13 protein-coding genes are annotated in these 16,637 nt (G+C 47.1%); 6 read left to right on the top strand and 7 right to left on the bottom strand.

Features of this window, described 5'->3' with window-relative positions; genetic code table 11:
- Positions 1-136 precede the first annotated feature (136 nt).
- The 3 genes from fabV to HGP28_RS10495 all read left to right on the top strand — a co-directional run bounded on the left by fabV (position 137) and on the right by HGP28_RS10495 (position 5,544).
- A complete protein-coding gene (gene fabV, locus HGP28_RS10505) occupies positions 137-1,348 on the top strand; it encodes an enoyl-ACP reductase FabV (RefSeq protein WP_168836417.1) in 1,212 nt (403 codons plus the stop codon).
- 563 nt (positions 1,349-1,911) lie between these two features.
- Positions 1,912-3,819: a sensor domain-containing phosphodiesterase gene (locus tag HGP28_RS10500; RefSeq protein ID WP_168836416.1), complete on the top strand. Its 1,908-nt coding sequence runs from the start codon at positions 1,912-1,914 to the stop codon at positions 3,817-3,819.
- A gap of 57 nt (positions 3,820-3,876) precedes the next feature.
- Entirely contained in the window at positions 3,877-5,544 is a 1,668-nt protein-coding gene (locus HGP28_RS10495; RefSeq protein WP_168836415.1) for an ABC-ATPase domain-containing protein, read from the top strand.
- A 49-nt stretch (positions 5,545-5,593) separates the two neighbouring features.
- Here the strand turns inward: HGP28_RS10495 and HGP28_RS10490 are convergent, their stop codons facing one another.
- The 4 genes from HGP28_RS10490 to HGP28_RS10475 all read right to left on the bottom strand — a co-directional run bounded on the left by HGP28_RS10490 (position 5,594) and on the right by HGP28_RS10475 (position 8,763).
- A complete protein-coding gene (locus HGP28_RS10490) occupies positions 5,594-6,235 on the bottom strand; it encodes a DNA-J related domain-containing protein (RefSeq protein WP_168836414.1) in 642 nt (213 codons plus the stop codon).
- Positions 6,236-6,274: 39 nt separating this feature from the next.
- Positions 6,275-7,987, bottom strand: coding sequence for an SgrR family transcriptional regulator (locus HGP28_RS10485; RefSeq protein ID WP_168836413.1), 1,713 nt, complete (start codon positions 7,985-7,987; stop codon positions 6,275-6,277).
- Between the two features lie 91 nt (positions 7,988-8,078).
- A complete protein-coding gene (locus tag HGP28_RS10480) occupies positions 8,079-8,315 on the bottom strand; it encodes a DUF3389 family protein (protein WP_168836412.1) in 237 nt (78 codons plus the stop codon).
- Positions 8,305-8,763 (bottom strand): hotdog fold thioesterase, encoded by a 459-nt coding sequence (locus tag HGP28_RS10475; protein WP_168836411.1) that lies wholly within the window; start codon positions 8,761-8,763, stop codon positions 8,305-8,307. Before HGP28_RS10475 ends, HGP28_RS10480 begins: the two co-directional genes overlap by 11 nt.
- A 115-nt stretch (positions 8,764-8,878) precedes the next feature.
- Between HGP28_RS10475 and HGP28_RS10470 the strand changes: the two genes are divergently transcribed.
- Together HGP28_RS10470 and HGP28_RS10465 are read left to right on the top strand one after the other, a co-directional pair.
- Entirely contained in the window at positions 8,879-9,682 is an 804-nt protein-coding gene (locus HGP28_RS10470) for a M48 family metallopeptidase (RefSeq protein WP_168836410.1), read from the top strand.
- 99 nt (positions 9,683-9,781) lie between these two features.
- Positions 9,782-10,339: a PhnA domain-containing protein gene (locus tag HGP28_RS10465; protein WP_168836409.1), complete on the top strand. Its 558-nt coding sequence runs from the start codon at positions 9,782-9,784 to the stop codon at positions 10,337-10,339.
- 258 nt (positions 10,340-10,597) lie between these two features.
- Here the strand turns inward: HGP28_RS10465 and HGP28_RS10460 are convergent, their stop codons facing one another.
- The 3 genes from HGP28_RS10460 to HGP28_RS10450 form a co-directional block, all read right to left on the bottom strand.
- A complete protein-coding gene (locus tag HGP28_RS10460; protein WP_168836408.1) occupies positions 10,598-10,789 on the bottom strand; it encodes a hypothetical protein in 192 nt (63 codons plus the stop codon).
- Between the two features lie 368 nt (positions 10,790-11,157).
- A complete protein-coding gene (locus tag HGP28_RS10455) occupies positions 11,158-12,162 on the bottom strand; it encodes a TerC/Alx family metal homeostasis membrane protein (RefSeq protein ID WP_168836407.1) in 1,005 nt (334 codons plus the stop codon).
- Positions 12,163-12,641: 479 nt separating this feature from the next.
- Complete coding sequence (locus tag HGP28_RS10450; protein WP_168836406.1) at positions 12,642-14,474, bottom strand: bifunctional metallophosphatase/5'-nucleotidase; 1,833 nt, start codon at positions 14,472-14,474, stop codon at positions 12,642-12,644.
- A gap of 486 nt (positions 14,475-14,960) precedes the next feature.
- Between HGP28_RS10450 and HGP28_RS10445 the strand changes: the two genes are divergently transcribed.
- A complete protein-coding gene (locus HGP28_RS10445; protein ID WP_168836405.1) occupies positions 14,961-16,628 on the top strand; it encodes a DUF2813 domain-containing protein in 1,668 nt (555 codons plus the stop codon).
- Positions 16,629-16,637 lie beyond the last annotated feature (9 nt).

Below are 16,637 nucleotides of genomic sequence, written 5' to 3'. Positions count from 1 at the left end.
AATGTGCAGTTATTAGAATAATCTCAGCGCTTTTCTACGCATTTATGTGCATTGGGATCAGCGCTGGTCTTGGATAAAAATTGCTGCTGACAAGCTCTGCTTGTTTTGAGTAAAAACGTGACACAGGAACCCCTATATGCGTATTGAGCCCATTATCGATGGTGTTATTGCTCGCTCTGCTCACCCACTCGGTTGTCAAGCGGCCATTGAACAGCAAATCAAATTTGCCCAACAATCTGACCCGATTAAAAATGGCCCAAAACGCGTACTGATCATTGGAGCGTCGTCAGGCTTTGGTCTGGCCGCTCGTATCGCATTGACGTTTGGCGGTGCTAATGCCGACACCATAGGGGTGTCGTTTGAACGCGCCCCAAGCCAGAGCGAGACGGGCGATATTCACACTGGCAGTGCAGGCTGGTTCAACAATCTCTATTTTGAACAAGCGGCCAAACACGCAGGTCGCACCGCCATCACGATTAACGGTGATGCCTTTGCGAACGAAACGCGCGAACACGTTGTTGAGGCGATTGAAACCTATTTTGAAGGTGAAGTGGATTTGGTGATCTATAGTGTCGCCGCCGGAATTCGTCCTAAATACGATGGCAGCGGAGCCGTTTGGCGCAGTTGCATCAAGCCAGTTAGTGACAACGTCACTGGCAGTAGCCTTGATTTGGAGCACGACCGTTGGATGGAGGTACAGCTTCCAGCTGCCACACCACAAGAGTTGGACGAGACCATCAAAGTGATGGGAGGAGAAGATTGGCAACATTGGATTGATACCCTAGTCAACGCAGAATCTGTATCAAGTGGTTTTAAAACACTCGCATTTTCATACATTGGCCCAGAGCTCACCCACCCAATATACCTTGATGGTACACTCGGTTGTGCCAAAGTCGATTTGCATCAAACCAGTCATAGTTTAAATCTCGAATTGGCAAACTTTGACGGCAACGCCTACGCCGCGGTATGCAAAGCAGTCGTCACAAAAGCGAGTGTATTTATTCCCGGTCTAACACCGTACCTGCTGGCTCTCTACCGAGCCATGAAGGAAAAAGGCACACACGAAGAGTGCATTGGCCAAATGCAGCGCTTGTTCCGAGACAAACTCTATGGTGCCAATGGTGCTCAAGTGGATGGCGAGCGTCTCATTCGTATGGACGATTGGGAGATGTCCCCCGAGATTCAACGTCAAGTCAACGATTGGCTTGAGCAAATGGATGCAAGTAATTTTACTCAGCTCGGTGATTACCAAGGCGTTAAACAAGCATTTATGCAGCTCAATGGTTTTGCCTGGCCTGAGGTAAATTATACTGCCGAGATAGACATGACCGCCTTTATACCCAAGTGACCTCAAGATGCAGGATTCAGAGCCTACTCACTGGGCTGAGAGCAAGGCAAACAACGTAGCGAAATAGCCAGTCTATTTTCAAGTTGTTTAACGCAGCCATCAGTTCAGTGATCGGCTCCCAAAGGGCGAGCTGTCTTGGCTCATCAGCTTTGTTGACGATTTTCGATTGAGAGCCACTCAATCTTCAAATCCTCGCCTCACTGACAAACCAAGTCATTCTCGCTGAACCTCGCATCTTGAGGTTACTTGGGTATATACCCAAGTAATTTGGGGATAGAACACCCAGTTCGACTTGGTTTTGGCGTCACACGAATGGTTTTGCTGTTTTGATAGTGAGATTTTCATCAGCAAAACCTTCATTCCCCCTGCCATATTACAATTGGTTACACTGCTCCATATCGCCCCACCCTATACTCAAGCTCATATCAAAAACACCGCAGGAGCCCTCAAGACGCGCCCAATTCGCCGGTAATGTGAAATTGCAAGAACCACCTATTTTGATGAGCGACCACCTCATTACGAACAATTAAAATGCCGTAGTGAGAAGCTAAGGATCTGCATTAATGACTTCACTGAAACATCATGACGTGCCCATTCCCGAGACTTTGCTGAACAGTTGGCAACATATAGTTGATCAGCTCGCCAGCGAATTGGGAGTTGCCGCCGCACTTGTGATGCGCGCTCACGCAAATTCCATCGAAGTGTGTTGTGCCAGCGATACCCAAAATAGCCCTTATCATCGGGGCGAGCATGAGTCGTGGCAGCAAAATCTTTACTGCGAAACGGTGTTACGCCAAGGCTCTCTTCTGTGCATTGAAAACGCAGAAGCCACGAGGAAATGGGCCAACAATCCAGACCTCAAGCTAGGAATGAAAGCCTACTGTGGTTTGCCACTTCGCTGGCCAACAGGAGAATCCTTTGGCACCTTGTGTCTTCTCGATGACAAAAACAACCCATTTTGCGCATTGTGTCGGCACATGTTAGAGCACTATCAAACCATTATCGAAACCGAACTTGCCTCCCTGTGTGAACAGGAAAAATTGCAACGCCTTAATCATGAATTGCGCCACCGAGTCGAGAGCCGAACCCTCGATTTAGCAAATATCAGCTACTCATTGAACCAAGAAATTGAACGGCGTAAATCCATCGAACAGCAGATGCATTACCAACGCGATCATGATTCAGGGACGGGTTTTCTAAATCGTAAAGCGCTTGAGCATCAAATTGAACAGATGCTTCAAAAAGCGAAACGCACTCAAAAACAAGTCGCGGTGATTCATATTGGTATCGCCAACGCTCGCGGGCTCCAGACTAAATTTGGTTTTGACCAGTTCGAAGTGCTGTTAAAACAGTATCGAGATAAGTTAGGCCAGCTTGATTTATCCGAGTGTTTAACCGCTCGTCCCTGCACCAATGATATAGTGTTGGCTTTTATTACTGAAAATGTCAGTCGAGATTGCGATGCGCTCCTGATTCGCATATTAGACGCGGGGCGCAGCGATTACTTTTTGCAAGGCGAAGAAGTGCACCTTCACTCTCATATAGGGGTCGCCAGTAGCAGTTCGGCAACGGCACTCGCCCTTTTACGTCATGCGAATCAAGCCATGGTGGTGTGTAAAGACTCTGGCGAGCGCTTTACTTTCTATCTTCAAAGCCATTCCGATCATTTCGTGCATCACAATCAAATTGAAAGCTATTTGCTCCAAGCGGTCCGTAATGATGATTTGTTGCTCTATTTTCAACCCAAAGTAACGCCGCAAACTCGTCATTGGGTTGGCGCTGAAGCACTGCTACGCTGGCGTCACCCGATACTTGGCGACATTTCCAACGAAGCGCTTATCCATATGGCCGAACAAAATGGTCTTATTTTTGAAGTGGGTGCCTTTGTTCTTCGAGCTGCGGTTGAAAAAGCCAAAGAGTGGCAAACCTGTTGTAGTGAATTTCGTATCGCAGTCAATGTGTCTCCTATTCAACTAAAAAACCCTCGTTTTTGCCAACAAGTTAAACATCTTTTGGAAATCTACCATCTACCTCCTCGCTGTTTAGAGCTGGAGGTCACCGAAAGCGGACTCATTGCCGATGAAGTGTTAGCACGAGAAACCTTAAATCAGCTCAGTAAACTCGGGGTCGCGCTATCGCTTGATGATTTTGGTACTGGCTATGCGTCATTTAGTTACTTAAAGAAATACCCGTTTGATGCGATTAAAATTGACAAGAGCTTTGTACAGCACCTCGACGATTCGGAGCAAGACCGCGAAATCATACGGTCGATTATTCATGTTGCGAAAAAGTTGGAACTGATTGTGGTGGTTGAAGGCATTGAAACTGAGAGCCAAGAGCGACTTCTGATCCACGAAGGGTGTGATTTCGGCCAAGGCTATCTTTATGGCAAACCGATGCCGGCAAATGAGTTTGAGATAAACCTTCAACAGCATGCTGCGCCAGAAATCCGTTCGCGTCGAATAACGTGACATCTTGAGGTTACTTGGGTATATAATCCCCCTCTTTATTTTATTATGGGCAGTGTTATGGACTTGCTAATCGCGAAACTGAAAAAGCTCGAAAAACAGAATTACCGTGCTTATCAGCAGATCAAGGGCCAATACAATTTTGGAGATTTCGACCTTTATGTCGACCATATCCAAAGCGATCCCTTCGCCTCTGCATCACGTTTTCGTGCGTTTAGATCTTGGTCTCTCACCGGGCTTGAGTGGCTTAAAGACCAATCCTCTGCCTACCAGATTGCCGCTCGTGATTTTATCGCTCGACGTTTTGATGAATTTGCCAAACAAGAGCCAACTGTATCCATTGCATTGCATGGTCAAACGGTTCTTGATAGCACCGCAGTACTGTTTACCGATAACGGTATTGAGTTGCGTTTTCGCGTCAATTTACCCGCCGAAGGTCGCCAAATTCTGGCGAAAAAAGCGACCAATATTTTGACCTTCCACCTGCCTAAATTCATTCGTCGCGCCACTATTGAGCGTGAATTGGATTTGGATGCGCTGCGTCATCATTGTGAGGTGATTGAAGACCAGCATGCGTTGCGCCAACAGTTAACTCAACATAACTTGGTGGCATTTGTCGCCAATGGCAGCATACTGCCTCGTCTTGCTGGTAACTGCGATTTGCCAATGAAAGATGCCGTGCCTTTCGTTGCTCCCTCATCACTGACGGTGACTTTAGACACGCCAAATCGCGGCGCAGTTAGCGGCCTTGGGATCCCTCATGGCATCACGTTAATTGTGGGTGGTGGCTACCATGGTAAATCGACATTGCTCAGTGCCGTCGAACGCGCAATTTATGATCATATTCCAGGTGATGGCCGCGATTATATTGTCACACACGCTGAATCAATGAAAATTCGTGCCGAGGATGGTCGATGCGTTCACCACCTCAATTTGTCGAACTACATTAATCACCTTCCGATGGCAAAAGCCACCGATGATTTTTCGACTCAAGATGCTTCAGGATCAACGTCACAAGCTGCGTGGTTACAAGAATCGATTGAAGCGGGCGCAAAAACAATATTAATTGATGAAGATACATCGGCGACCAATTTTATGATCCGTGACGAGCGCATGCAGGCACTGGTTGCCAAAGGCAATGAACCGATCACACCGCTGGTAGACCGTATTGGTCAACTGCGTGATGAACTGGGAATTTCCACCATAATGGTCATGGGGGGCTCAGGCGATTATCTGGATGTTGCCGACACTGTCATTCAAATGCATGACTACCAAGCTATTGATGTGACGGAAAAAGCGCAGCTTGTGATTGCTCAGCATCCCACAACACGAGTCAATGAATCGGAAGCACCGCTGTCGCTGATTGGCCCTCGAGCGTTAAGCCGCGTGGCCCTGATGAACTTATTAAGCGAAGGTAAGTTTCGAGTCAGTGCGAAAGGGAAAACTTCACTCCGTTTCGGTAAAGAGTTTACCGATCTCGGTGCCCTTGAACAGCTGGAGTCCAGTGACGAAGTCAACAGCATTGGTTGGTTGTGTTTCCAGCTCGCTCAGCTTCCGGGTTGGTGTAGTGATCCTGTTAGTGAGCTTATGGCAGCGCTTGATAATGAAAAGTGGCACGCCAACATGCCTCAGCAAGGCGATTTAGCCAAACCACGGGTTTTAGATGTTATGGCTGCGCTCAACCGAATGCGCAAAGCCCAATTTAAACCCGCCTCGAGTGCATCATAACGCGGTTATACCCTTTCTACAGCTACAGGGTTGTTTGGGTATCGCTCACCTAGCGCAGTATGTGCCAAGCTTGGCACAACTGACGAAAACGCTTTGCGCACCCTTCGCTTCGGTCTGGGTGCCAGCGCATTGCCAGCTTACGCCAACGTCGACGAATTTCCGTTGCGCTGGCGTTTGCGGGCAGTTCAAAAAGACGAAGTGCCGCTTGTCTATCACCCACTTCTTGATGAGATGTGCCCATATGACGACGATAACGGGTCCAAAACTCATTGAGCAATCGACGCACTTCTCCGCCGTCCGCTTCATAGTTCTGCCAAGAAGTATAATATTCGCGTAGCGGATCGAGCTTATCCAGCACGTAACGCTGACCGACACCACGATGTAGCACAATGTCCATTGCTTCAACCTGAAGCCAATCCTCCGGATAACACAGCTCTTGCAACTGAAACAGCGCATTCATGATTAAAAAGTTACGTTTAAAAAGATCTTTGTCGGACTGCTCATCAAGCTGCAACAATAAACCTTGCTGCTGTAAATGAGTGGATAATGTATGCACTTTCCAACCGCTTGGCTGCTTGCGTAACACGCCCATGATCGGCCAAAGCAACGGATTTTCCATATCTAGCGATTGAAACGAGGCCAAATCTTGTGAGGCAATATCATCAGCAGTATCGAAATTAGAATGATCCATAATGTGACTTATTGTTATCTTCCATAATGTTATTCAAAGTCAGTTTTTCTCATTTGTCGAGTCAAGGTTGATCTGTGGCTTGACCCAAACCTGACTAAAATCAAACCACCCTAGCGCATTGCATTTAGCATTTTGCAGCGCGCCGCTTTGATCTTGATTCACCCCTAACCAGCAGTGAAACATGGGTACCACTTGCCGGCTATGCACCAATTGGCGACCGATTTCCCGCGCAGGAAATTCGCTAAGTCGTTTTGCGCGCCAATCATCCACCAACTGACTCCAGCGCTGAAATTCATCATCACTGCCCATAAGTTCGATGCCGCTGTAATCCAAAAGCCAGCCTGCTAATGCATCGTCACGCTTGGTGGAAATTCCCATCGCCTTAATCCAAATATCAATATTTCTCGGCTCTGGTAACGTTGTATCGTAGCTTTCAAGTTCCACTTCAATGCCATATTGACGCAAAATCAAGGTTATTGCCTCAGCAATGACGGGGAAAATCGGGTGTTTGGCCTGATAAGCAACTCGCAGTGGTCCTTTTGCAACAGGCACTTGGTTAATCGGTTCTGGCATCAAATCTATCCAACCCGGCTTGATGCCAAATGCTTGTAACAACCCCAGATCCATCACCGTATCTTGTGGCAAATGATGAAAGAGTTGAAACCCATTGATAGTCTGAGCCAAAAACTCGGCCCAGCGGGGATCTTTTGCAATGCCCGTACGTTTATTGAGTAGCAAAAACGTACAACCCGGATCGAGGTCAACACGATCGGAAGGCGGCGCTTTGGTCAACATCGGCTTAGACACGCTTGGATACACCACCCATGAGTAGGCATCATCGATAAACCACACTTCCACCTGATCCACTAACGGGCGAAACCCAAAATAGCCATCAAATGCTCTGAGGATTAGCCGTTTGTCATCGTTGCTTTCAACCGCATAAGGGCCTGTCCCTATGGGATGACTGTCGTAGTGCTCAGCGCGAAGGCGTTGTGGAAGCACTATTTTTGCCGCAGACTCTGTCAGCGCGAGCGGTAAAAAACAATCGGGACGAAAAAGCTCAATATCAATCACCCAAGCGGTCGGTGAAAACACGCGTTTGAGATGCGCAAATAAGTTAAACGATTTCAGATGATTGAGGCTTTCTATTACACACTCGGTTGTTAACAGTTCACCATTATGGAACCGTACTCCCGGTCGTAAATAAAACCGCCAATGGGTTGGCGATAGCGCTTCCCATGTGTGCGCCAAATCAGGTTGAACCTGCTCATGTTCATCCAATTTGGTCAACCCACTAAAAATTTGCTGTGAAATATGAATTTCTGAGCGGCGCATGGGTTGCTGTGGGTTTAACGCCAGCATCGGTCGGTAATAAGGTAGACGGATCACCTGCTCACCTTGTTGGTGCTGCAGGCCAAGATAGCCTTGGATCACTTGAGTCAACTTGGCAGGATCGCTATCTAATACCGCGAGAGCCTTTCCAAATTTACCCTCTTCTAAATAACGCCGTGCCAGATTTTCGCTAACATCGCCTTTGCTGCGTTTGAAATTGAGCTGTGACTGCTTACCGCGCCCAGCAGCTGGAATCCACTCAATCCATCCCTCTTCTTCCAATTTATTAAGCACAATCCGAGCGTTACGTCGCGTGCAGAAGAGTATTTCAGTAATATCATCAAGCTGAACGGCAGAATTTTGGCCATTAAAATGCTGAAATAAAGTTTCAAATTGAACGCGTAAACGGGGGCTACTCATAGATTTAGCGATTTAACCTTGCAACAACTTCAAGTGAGGTGGGTATAAAATCTTAATACGTTTCCTTATGTTGCGCGATAAAAAGTCTCGATTACTTTGTGATGGCAATACCAAGATGATCAGCCAGTGCCAAAAGTTGGGCTTCATCATCAAGCTTAATTGACCATTTGCACTCCGCTCCATTGGCAATAACGACGTTTGCCCCTCGCGCCATAAGGGTTAGCGCATCGGTATGGGCGCTTAAATTCACTGCAGGTAACGCACTAAACCGCACCACCACTTCATGAACCGTCGCTATGATTTTACCTTGCGAAAATTCAATAATCATTGGACTGGACTTCTTGCAGTTCATTGGTGGTGGGACGCATAACGGCCATCGTAATGCGACTGGTGCAGACAAGGCGCTTTTGAGTATCAGTGATCTCAATTTGCCATACCTGAGTGCGGCTGCCAATGTGAATCGGGCTTGCGGTCCCTATCACTTCGCCTTTGCGCATCGGTCGAATGTGATTGGCGTTAATTTCCAATCCGACACAATAACTGGGAGCCTCAACCGCAAAATTGGCCGCTAGAGACCCTAAGGTTTCGGCAAGCGCCGCCGATGCACCGCCATGCAGCATACCCAGTGGTTGATGAGTCATTGCGCAAACAGGCATCGATGCGCTAATGCTTGTATCAGAAATATCGGTGTAAACAATATGCAAATGCTCCATCAAGGTATTTTTTGAGGTGCTATTGAGGATGTCCAAACTGATGGGTCGTTTCCAAATCGACATATACGATTCTCTTTAAAATGCGTTGCCGAATTATATACTCAAGTCACTTAGGTATATACCTAAGTGACTTGAGTATATAATAACGAAATATTTTTTTGCTAAGGAAAGCCCTTTGATGAAATTGCCAAAACGGCTGCCATTGATCGCAGCGAGCCTACTCATTGCCGCATGCGCTCAATCCCCTACGGGCCGCAATCAAATTACCATGCTGTCAGGTCAACAGATGACACAACTTGGCGCACAGTCGTTTGAACAGATGAAAAAAGAGATCCCCATCAGTAATGATGCTGCTACCAACCGCTATGTTCAGTGTGTAACAAACGCTATCCTCAAAACAATTCCACCACAGCCTGACTTTGAAGAATGGGAGGTTGTGGTATTTGAAAGTGACCAAGTGAACGCATTTGCGCTGCCCGGCGGCAAAATTGGCGTTTTTACTGGTTTACTCGATGTGGCCGAAAATCAGCATCAACTTGCGACTGTCATCGGCCATGAAATTGCGCATGTACTTGCTAACCACAGCAATGAACGACTTTCTCACAATCAAATTGCTGGCTTTAGTATGGTAGTGGCTGATGCTGCTTTGGGAGCCAGTGATTACGCCGAACACTCATCGAGGATTATGGCCGGCTTAGGGCTGGGCTTTCAGTATGGTTTTATCTTACCTTATGGCCGAACCCACGAAAGCGAAGCCGATACTCTCGGATTGCGATATATGTCTGATGCTGGGTTTGATCCGCGCGAGAGCGTCGCATTATGGCAAAACATGGCAAAAGCCTCGGGCGGCGCGCAACCGCCTGAATTTCTTACCACTCATCCATCGCACTCAACACGCATTAATGCATTGCGCGGGCAAGTACAACAGCTACCAAAATATGGGCTATTTCCGAGTGCACCAGAGTGCAAAAAACCGCGATAGCACAACAGGTGAAATCTCAGTTTTAACTCATGAATTCGCTTTCATTTGTCGGGTATACGTGGATAATACCGCGATTAAAATTCAAAAAGGTGAGTCCTTATGTCTATTGAAGCTACTTTGTTGGCACGTTGTGAATCAAAATGCGAGCTTTGCGCAGCAGAACAGCCGTTGACGGCGTATGCCGTGCCACCGCATGATCATGTTACGGTGGATACCGCTATCATGGTTTGTGATAAGTGCTTGAGTGAAATTGACGATCCAAAAGACATCAACCACTGGCGTTGCCTGAACGATAGCATGTGGAGCCAAGTTCCTGCTGTACAAGTTACTGCATGGCGTCAACTGACTCGTCTCAACTCAGAAAGCTGGGCTCAAGACGCGCTCGATATGATGTACATGGACGAAGAGCTAATGAACTGGGCGATGAAAGGCATGTCTGCGGATGACAAAACCGTTGACTGCAATGGTACTGAGCTGAAAAAAGGCGATGATGTTACCGTAATTAAAGATCTTCCAGTTAAAGGCACGAACCAAGTTATCAAACAAGGCACCGTCATCCGTGGTATTAGCTTGAGTGATGATCCAAAACTGATTTCAGGTAAAGCAAACGGCGGCCAATCTATGTATGTGATTGCCGAGTACTGCCGTAAAAAATAATCATTTTCGAGAGCCTCAAGCACTGAATTTGTCTCTTCAAGTCGCTTGAGTATCGTTAAAAAATGAACATCAATATACCCAAAGCACTTGGAGTTGCAGGTAAGCGGCAAGCAAAGCCTCGGAGCACTTCGTGAACATAGATGAACTCTGTGATGAGGTTTGTGAGGGTCAGCCAACAACCGTAGCTTCAAGTAGAATGGGTATAAAAACGCCAGCTTTTCTGTTAATAGAGAAGCTGGCGTTTTTTATTGCAATGGATTATCGCATTAACCCAATATCACGTTGCATGTGCGAGGAAAGATTATCGCTGTAATGACGCGGCACCGAAGGCGCTTCAGTAAACAAGATATCAAGAATATGAACGACCAATCCTTTAATATTGACGGCATAGGATTTTTTAGGTTCTTGGCTCGTCATTGCCAAGGAATCAAGATGCATTGTTTGAGCCATAGTAACCTCGCTTACCCAAGATAATTCATTACGTTATGATGAAATTTTCGGCGATCATTCGACAAATCAACAGTGACAAATTCTGGCATTTCACATTAGAAAATCTAATCAAACACTCTCATAACAACTGCGCTTGAAAATTCGAGCAACTCAGATGCATATCTATACAACAATGACGCCAAAATGCAGAGCTCAAAGCTTGGCCACTGGGCTAAAGGCAAGCTAACCACTGATGCATATTTAAGCAGCAAAGAGATTGAAGCAAGGGTGGCATTAACAATTTTTCGACAATAAAAAAGGTGAGGATTGTGGTCAACCTCACCTTTTCAAATGATCAGAGCGAACTGAGTCGCTCATCAATCATATAGTTATTCGGCTATCTGTATACGAGCCTTACGACGATTGCTCACTAGGGAGGCTATCACTGCTGTCGTCATCACAAACAGCAAGAAACTCAACGACGCTACGGTTGGGATCGCATACTCACTGCCGACAAGCAGCATCTTAATACCGATGAAAATCATGATGACGGATAAAGCGGGTTTTAAGTAAACAAACTTATCCATCATAGCTTGAAGCACAAAATAAAGTGAACGTAAGCCCAATAGTGCAAATACGTTGGCAGCTAGCACTAAGAATGGCTCTTGAGTGACCGCAAAGATCGCAGGAATCGAGTCTAGCGCAAACATCACATCCATCACCGCAATCACACCAATTACAATCAACATCGGTGTTGCCATCCATTTACCCGCTTCTTTGATTAAAATCGCGTTACCACGGTAGTCATCGGTTAAGCTAAAGTGCTTGCGGATCAAACGCTCTGGATAAGGGTTGACACTCTCCTCTTCGTCATCGCTATCTTTCGCAAGCTTGATGCCCGTCCAAATCAAAAACGCAGCAAACAGGTATAGTACCCAGTGATACTGAGCCAATAATTGTGCGCCGATAGCAATCATGATCGCGCGTAATACCAAAGCACCAATAACACCCCAAAGTAGTGCACGCGGGCGCAAATGTTCAGGCACCGCGTATTGACCAAAGATAATCGCGAACACAAATAAGTTATCGACACTGAGTGATTTTTCAAGCAAGTATCCGGTCACAAAGGCCACTGTCGCGTCTTGCGCAGTGTAATCACTCGCAGGGGCGTAAAAATCCCAAAATAGATAAATAGAACCCGCAAAAATGAACGCTAAAACAAACCAGAAAATACTCCAGCTAATTGCTTTGCGCATCGAAATGGCACCACCACGGGTTTGATATATATCGAGACCAACCAAAATCAACGTAAGCAGAGCAAAACTTGCATACATCGTGGTATTACTCGATAAAGCAAGTTCAGATGTTGACGTAAGAGAACTGAGCAGGAACATAACTATCCTCCAGGGCGGAAGGACAGCAAAGAATGGCAGACCTTCCGCATACAATAAAACCAGCCCACTGCCGAAGTGCGCTGAATGTTGAATGCGTTGGTCTCGTTAAAGTGCAAAAACACTCTTATTTGCCGGATAGGATATGCCTAACGGGATGACGGCAAATAAACTCGATTGGTATGTCGGTAAACTACTCCCCAAACGCCGCCATTGTAGCGATAGCGACGCTGAGAGACTATCACATGTCACGATAGTAACGATTAGAATTGCTAATCGAAAACTGTGCCTATAATCCTGCCAGCGGCAAGAAATAAACCAAAGCCGCCCAAGCAATCACCCAGCCCGCCACGACCGCAAGATCTAGCCAATCTTGGTGCCACATCATTTCCTCCTGAAAAAATGCAAAACGACACCAAAACAGAGCAAAAAACGTACCAATCAAATAGACAGCCAAATTACGTCAAATGAGATGGAGATCCCTAAGCGTGCTCTACTCCTGCTTCGGCCTGAAAACAGAGTATGCCTTGTTCTACGCTTATCGGGGCGGATAATGCCGTCGGATTGCGCTGCAAGTACTCAATGAAACAATCGGCCATCGTCAGGGATGTCAATTGCCCCTCGCCTCGCATATTTAGCAGTGCGCTATACCCTTCCTTACCCTTCATGGTGTAGGCCGACGAAGCGCCCCGGTACCATTGATGTGGCTCGACAGCCTGCCACGTGCCATTGATGCAAATGGATAATCCGCGTATCCGTTTCCCTAATGGCGCATTAACGTAGTAGCGGTAGCGTAAGTTATGGGTATATGGAAAGCTGCCACTGCCCGTTCCATTCACACCATTATTGAGCGCATTGTTGATGGCCCCTTCCAAAGTTGCGGCAATGTCTTGCCCTTGCACGTCATAAACCCCCAATGGTACGGCAAACGGCAGCACCTTACCCGCAATATCACTTTTGGATACCTTTCCAGACTCAATCGAATTGCGCACGCCACCTGCGTTATGTATCGCAAAGGCGACATCATAATGATGCAGATTGAGCACATGAGCAAAAGAGCACGCAATCAAAGGTGCGATAGCGGAACCGCCTCGCTCATCGGGTAATCGAACGTGACGAAATCGTTGTGTCGCATGAGCAATCACCGCTTGCTGCCAATGACGCACCTGTGGCAAATATTTATCGCGCAAAATGGCCTGAATGTTGACGTCCTTTTCACACACGACCACATTATCTTGTGCAGCCAAACTATCGGCAATCGCCTGATAGTGCGCCACTCCCTCATTTTGTTCGCCAATATCGTTATTGAGCCCAGAGTCTAAAAACATGCGTCGCCCTATGAGCAGCTCGTTGCGCCCTTTTAATTGGGTCACCGTGCCGTCAGCAGCAAACTCAATCTCGCTGTGGCCGAGTGTCAGCGCATGATAGCCCGCCTGAACAATGTGAGTGGCACCCACTTTGTAACCGTAATCATCATCTGCGCCGAGTCCTATTGCGGAAAAGTCCCCTTGCAGCCGGTGACTATGACCGCCGACAATCACCCCGATCCCATCGACCTGCTTTGCCAGTGCAATGTCGGCATCATACCCAAGATGGCTTAATAAAATAATCTTGTTAATGCCCGCGGCGTGAATGCGTTGCACCGTTCGTTTCGCGGTTTCTATCGCATCAACAAACGGGGTATCGCTATCAGGATTTGCGATATCAGCCATTTTATCCAGTGATAGGCCAAACACCGCTACTGGCTCGCCATTAACCCATTTTGTGATGTAGTGCGCGCTGCGAGTGTTTGAGTCCCAAGAAAAAACATTACGACAGGTATTTAACCGCCAAGGCTTCGCCCGACTTTCTTGCGATAAATCCCAGTTCCCCGCGAGTAATGGAAATGGTACCGCCGCCGCAAACTGTGCCACGGGCTCATTACCAATATCCAATTCATGATTACCGACCGCCATGGCATCAATGCCAAGCTGAGTCAGTAATTCGGCATTGGCTTGGCCCTTAAAAAGCGAAAAAAAGAGCGTGCCTTGAAAGCAATCTCCTGCGTGAAGGAACAAAAATCCTTGTTTTTGTCTATTGGCTTCATCACGCAGCTGTTTGACTCGCGTCGCGATACGGGCAAAACCACCAGCACTTACGTAAGGGGTAAACGAGATGTGCGCAGTGGGCTCAGAAGTTGGTGACTGGCACAAGGCCACACCAAAAGGCGTATCACGAAGATTAAGCGTTAATTGTAGTGACGATGGCTCGAAATACGAGTGTGTGTCATTAATGTGGGCCAGCTTGAGCGTGACGGGTTGATGGGTGTGTTGCATAAAATTTCTCTTTGCTCAATGCGGACACTATACCTATGTAGCACAAAAATGCCCATCACGAATTAAGTGATACCCAAATAACTTGAAGATACAGGTAAGTGGCAAACGAACTTGCTAGCACCAGATAAGCTGTGAAACACCCCACAGCTTGCAAAAAGTAAAGTCATCGAGGTTATCAAAAACCTTTATAATTGGATCGTATACCCAAGTGACTTCAAGATGCTGGATTCAGAGCCAGCTCACTGAGCTGAGAGCAAGGCAAACAACGCAGCGAAATAGCGATTCTATTTTCAAGTTGTTTAACGCCGCTATCGGTTCAGTGATTGGCTCCCAAAGGGCGAGCTGCCGTGGCTCATCAGCTTTGTTGACGATTTTCGATTGAGAACCACTCAATCTTCAAATCCTCGCCTCACTGATAAACCAAGTCATTCTCGCTGAACCATGCATCTTGAGGTTACTTGGGTATAGCGTAGATTAGGAGGTTCTATGTTGCTAGAGCGTGTTGAAATTTCGGGTTTTCGCGGTATCAAGCGATTGTCACTCACTTTTGATGACATCACCACTCTCATCGGTGAAAACACATGGGGGAAATCGTCACTGCTCGACGCTTTATCAAAAGCACTCCCCGTTGATGGCCAGATCTCGCCTTTTATTTTGCGCGATTTTCATCTCGACCATGCCAGCTCCAAGGCACAAACCACACAAATTGACATCGTTTTAGTGTTTCGCGCCCTCGAAAATACCGAAAAGAAAGCAGCGCGTTATCGTAAGCTTCGTCCATTATGGGACGAGGGTAAAGACGGCATGGCACGCATTCGGTATCAACTGAGCGCCACTCGCCAAGAAAACGGGGTTAAAAGTGAATGTCAATTTTTGGATGCCCATGGCCGTATCAAAGAAATTGAAAACCCCTATCAGCTCGCAACCGAGCTTGCCACATTGCACCCAATACTGCGGCTGCGTGACGCCCGTCGCCTGAGAGCAGACGAAACGCACGAGGGTCGCGGTGAGCTAACGCAACAGGAAAGCTCAGCCAAACACGCGCGTATCGAACGACGCATTCACAACACAACCCGTCGACTCATTGCGATGCCAGGCCACGTAAATAAAGGCGAACTCAAAAGTAGCATGCAATCAATGCAATCTTTGATTGAACACTACTTTTCATTCAAACGTATGGCGCGGCAAAGTGAGACACCGCCACGCGATAGTTTGTTTACTCCGGCGAAAAGCCGCAATTTTAATCTGCGCCAATTTGCCGACCGCGAAGAGAATCGCGCTTCTCGACTTATGCTGATGGGGTTATTAAATAGCTACTTACAAGCCAAAGGCCCGTTAGAATTAAAACGCTGGGCGCGGCCAATTATTATTATCGAAGATCCTGAAGGTCGCCTTCATCCGACGCATCTCGCGCGCGCTTACGACGTGCTGACTCTCTTTCCGATGCAAAAAATCCTCACGACTAACTCGAGCGATTTGTTAACTATGGTGCCGCTCAGTTCCATTCGCCGCTTAGTCAAGCAATGGCATCGAACGGAAGTCCACAGCACCGCCAGTCAGAAGTTCAGCGCCGATCAAATGCGCCGTATTGGTTTTCATCTGCGTTTTCACCGCGCCGAGTCGTTATTCGCACGCTGCTGGCTTTTGGTTGAAGGCGAAACCGAAGTTTGGTTGTTTCATGAGCTGGCGGCACAATGCGGCATAAACCTTGCAAGCGAAGGTGTTCAGGTGGTTGAATTTGCTCAATCTGGCTTAAAATCTTTGATAAAAATGGCGCGCGCTTTCGGGATTGATTGGCACGTGGTCACCGATGGCGATCCTGCAGGACAAAAATACGCAAACACGGTGCGCGAGTTGCTAAAGCATGATGCAGAGCGAATGCGACTGACCGCATTACCTGCTCAAGATATCGAACACTTTATCTATCAAAATGGCTTTGAAGCGTTTTTTAAAGGTCTTATCAAAGTGCCACTCGATCATCAAATTCCGGCAAAAAAAGTGGTAGCCAAAGCGCTTAAAAAATTGGCCAAGCCTGATTTGGCATTGGCCATTGTTGATTATTGCGCCGAGCACGGCGTCAAAAAAATTCCGCTTTTGCTGCGTAAAACCTTATTAAAAGTCGTCGCGTTAGCCAAAGGCAACACGCGTTATTGAGAGGGTATC

Origin of the sequence: Vibrio agarilyticus, from assembly GCF_012641465.1 — a bacterium.
Taxonomy (GTDB): Bacteria; Pseudomonadota; Gammaproteobacteria; order Enterobacterales; family Vibrionaceae; genus Vibrio; species Vibrio agarilyticus.
This window is presented reverse-complemented; position numbering and strand designations above follow the sequence as displayed.

Bases quoted from the DNA above. Each gene is read 5' to 3' on its own strand.
- fabV (WP_168836417.1), top strand. From the start codon at position 137: ATGCGTATTGAGCCCATTATCGATGGTGTTATTGCTCGCTCTGCTCAC.
- HGP28_RS10500 (WP_168836416.1), top strand. From the start codon at position 1,912: ATGACTTCACTGAAACATCATGACGTGCCCATTCCCGAGACTTTGCTG.
- HGP28_RS10495 (WP_168836415.1), top strand. From the start codon at position 3,877: ATGGACTTGCTAATCGCGAAACTGAAAAAGCTCGAAAAACAGAATTAC.
- HGP28_RS10490 (WP_168836414.1), bottom strand. From the start codon at position 6,235: ATGGATCATTCTAATTTCGATACTGCTGATGATATTGCCTCACAAGAT.
- HGP28_RS10485 (WP_168836413.1), bottom strand. From the start codon at position 7,987: ATGAGTAGCCCCCGTTTACGCGTTCAATTTGAAACTTTATTTCAGCAT.
- HGP28_RS10480 (WP_168836412.1), bottom strand. From the start codon at position 8,315: ATGATTATTGAATTTTCGCAAGGTAAAATCATAGCGACGGTTCATGAA.
- HGP28_RS10475 (WP_168836411.1), bottom strand. From the start codon at position 8,763: ATGTCGATTTGGAAACGACCCATCAGTTTGGACATCCTCAATAGCACC.
- HGP28_RS10470 (WP_168836410.1), top strand. From the start codon at position 8,879: ATGAAATTGCCAAAACGGCTGCCATTGATCGCAGCGAGCCTACTCATT.
- HGP28_RS10465 (WP_168836409.1), top strand. From the start codon at position 9,782: ATGTCTATTGAAGCTACTTTGTTGGCACGTTGTGAATCAAAATGCGAG.
- HGP28_RS10460 (WP_168836408.1), bottom strand. From the start codon at position 10,789: ATGGCTCAAACAATGCATCTTGATTCCTTGGCAATGACGAGCCAAGAA.
- HGP28_RS10455 (WP_168836407.1), bottom strand. From the start codon at position 12,162: ATGTTCCTGCTCAGTTCTCTTACGTCAACATCTGAACTTGCTTTATCG.
- HGP28_RS10450 (WP_168836406.1), bottom strand. From the start codon at position 14,474: ATGCAACACACCCATCAACCCGTCACGCTCAAGCTGGCCCACATTAAT.
- HGP28_RS10445 (WP_168836405.1), top strand. From the start codon at position 14,961: ATGTTGCTAGAGCGTGTTGAAATTTCGGGTTTTCGCGGTATCAAGCGA.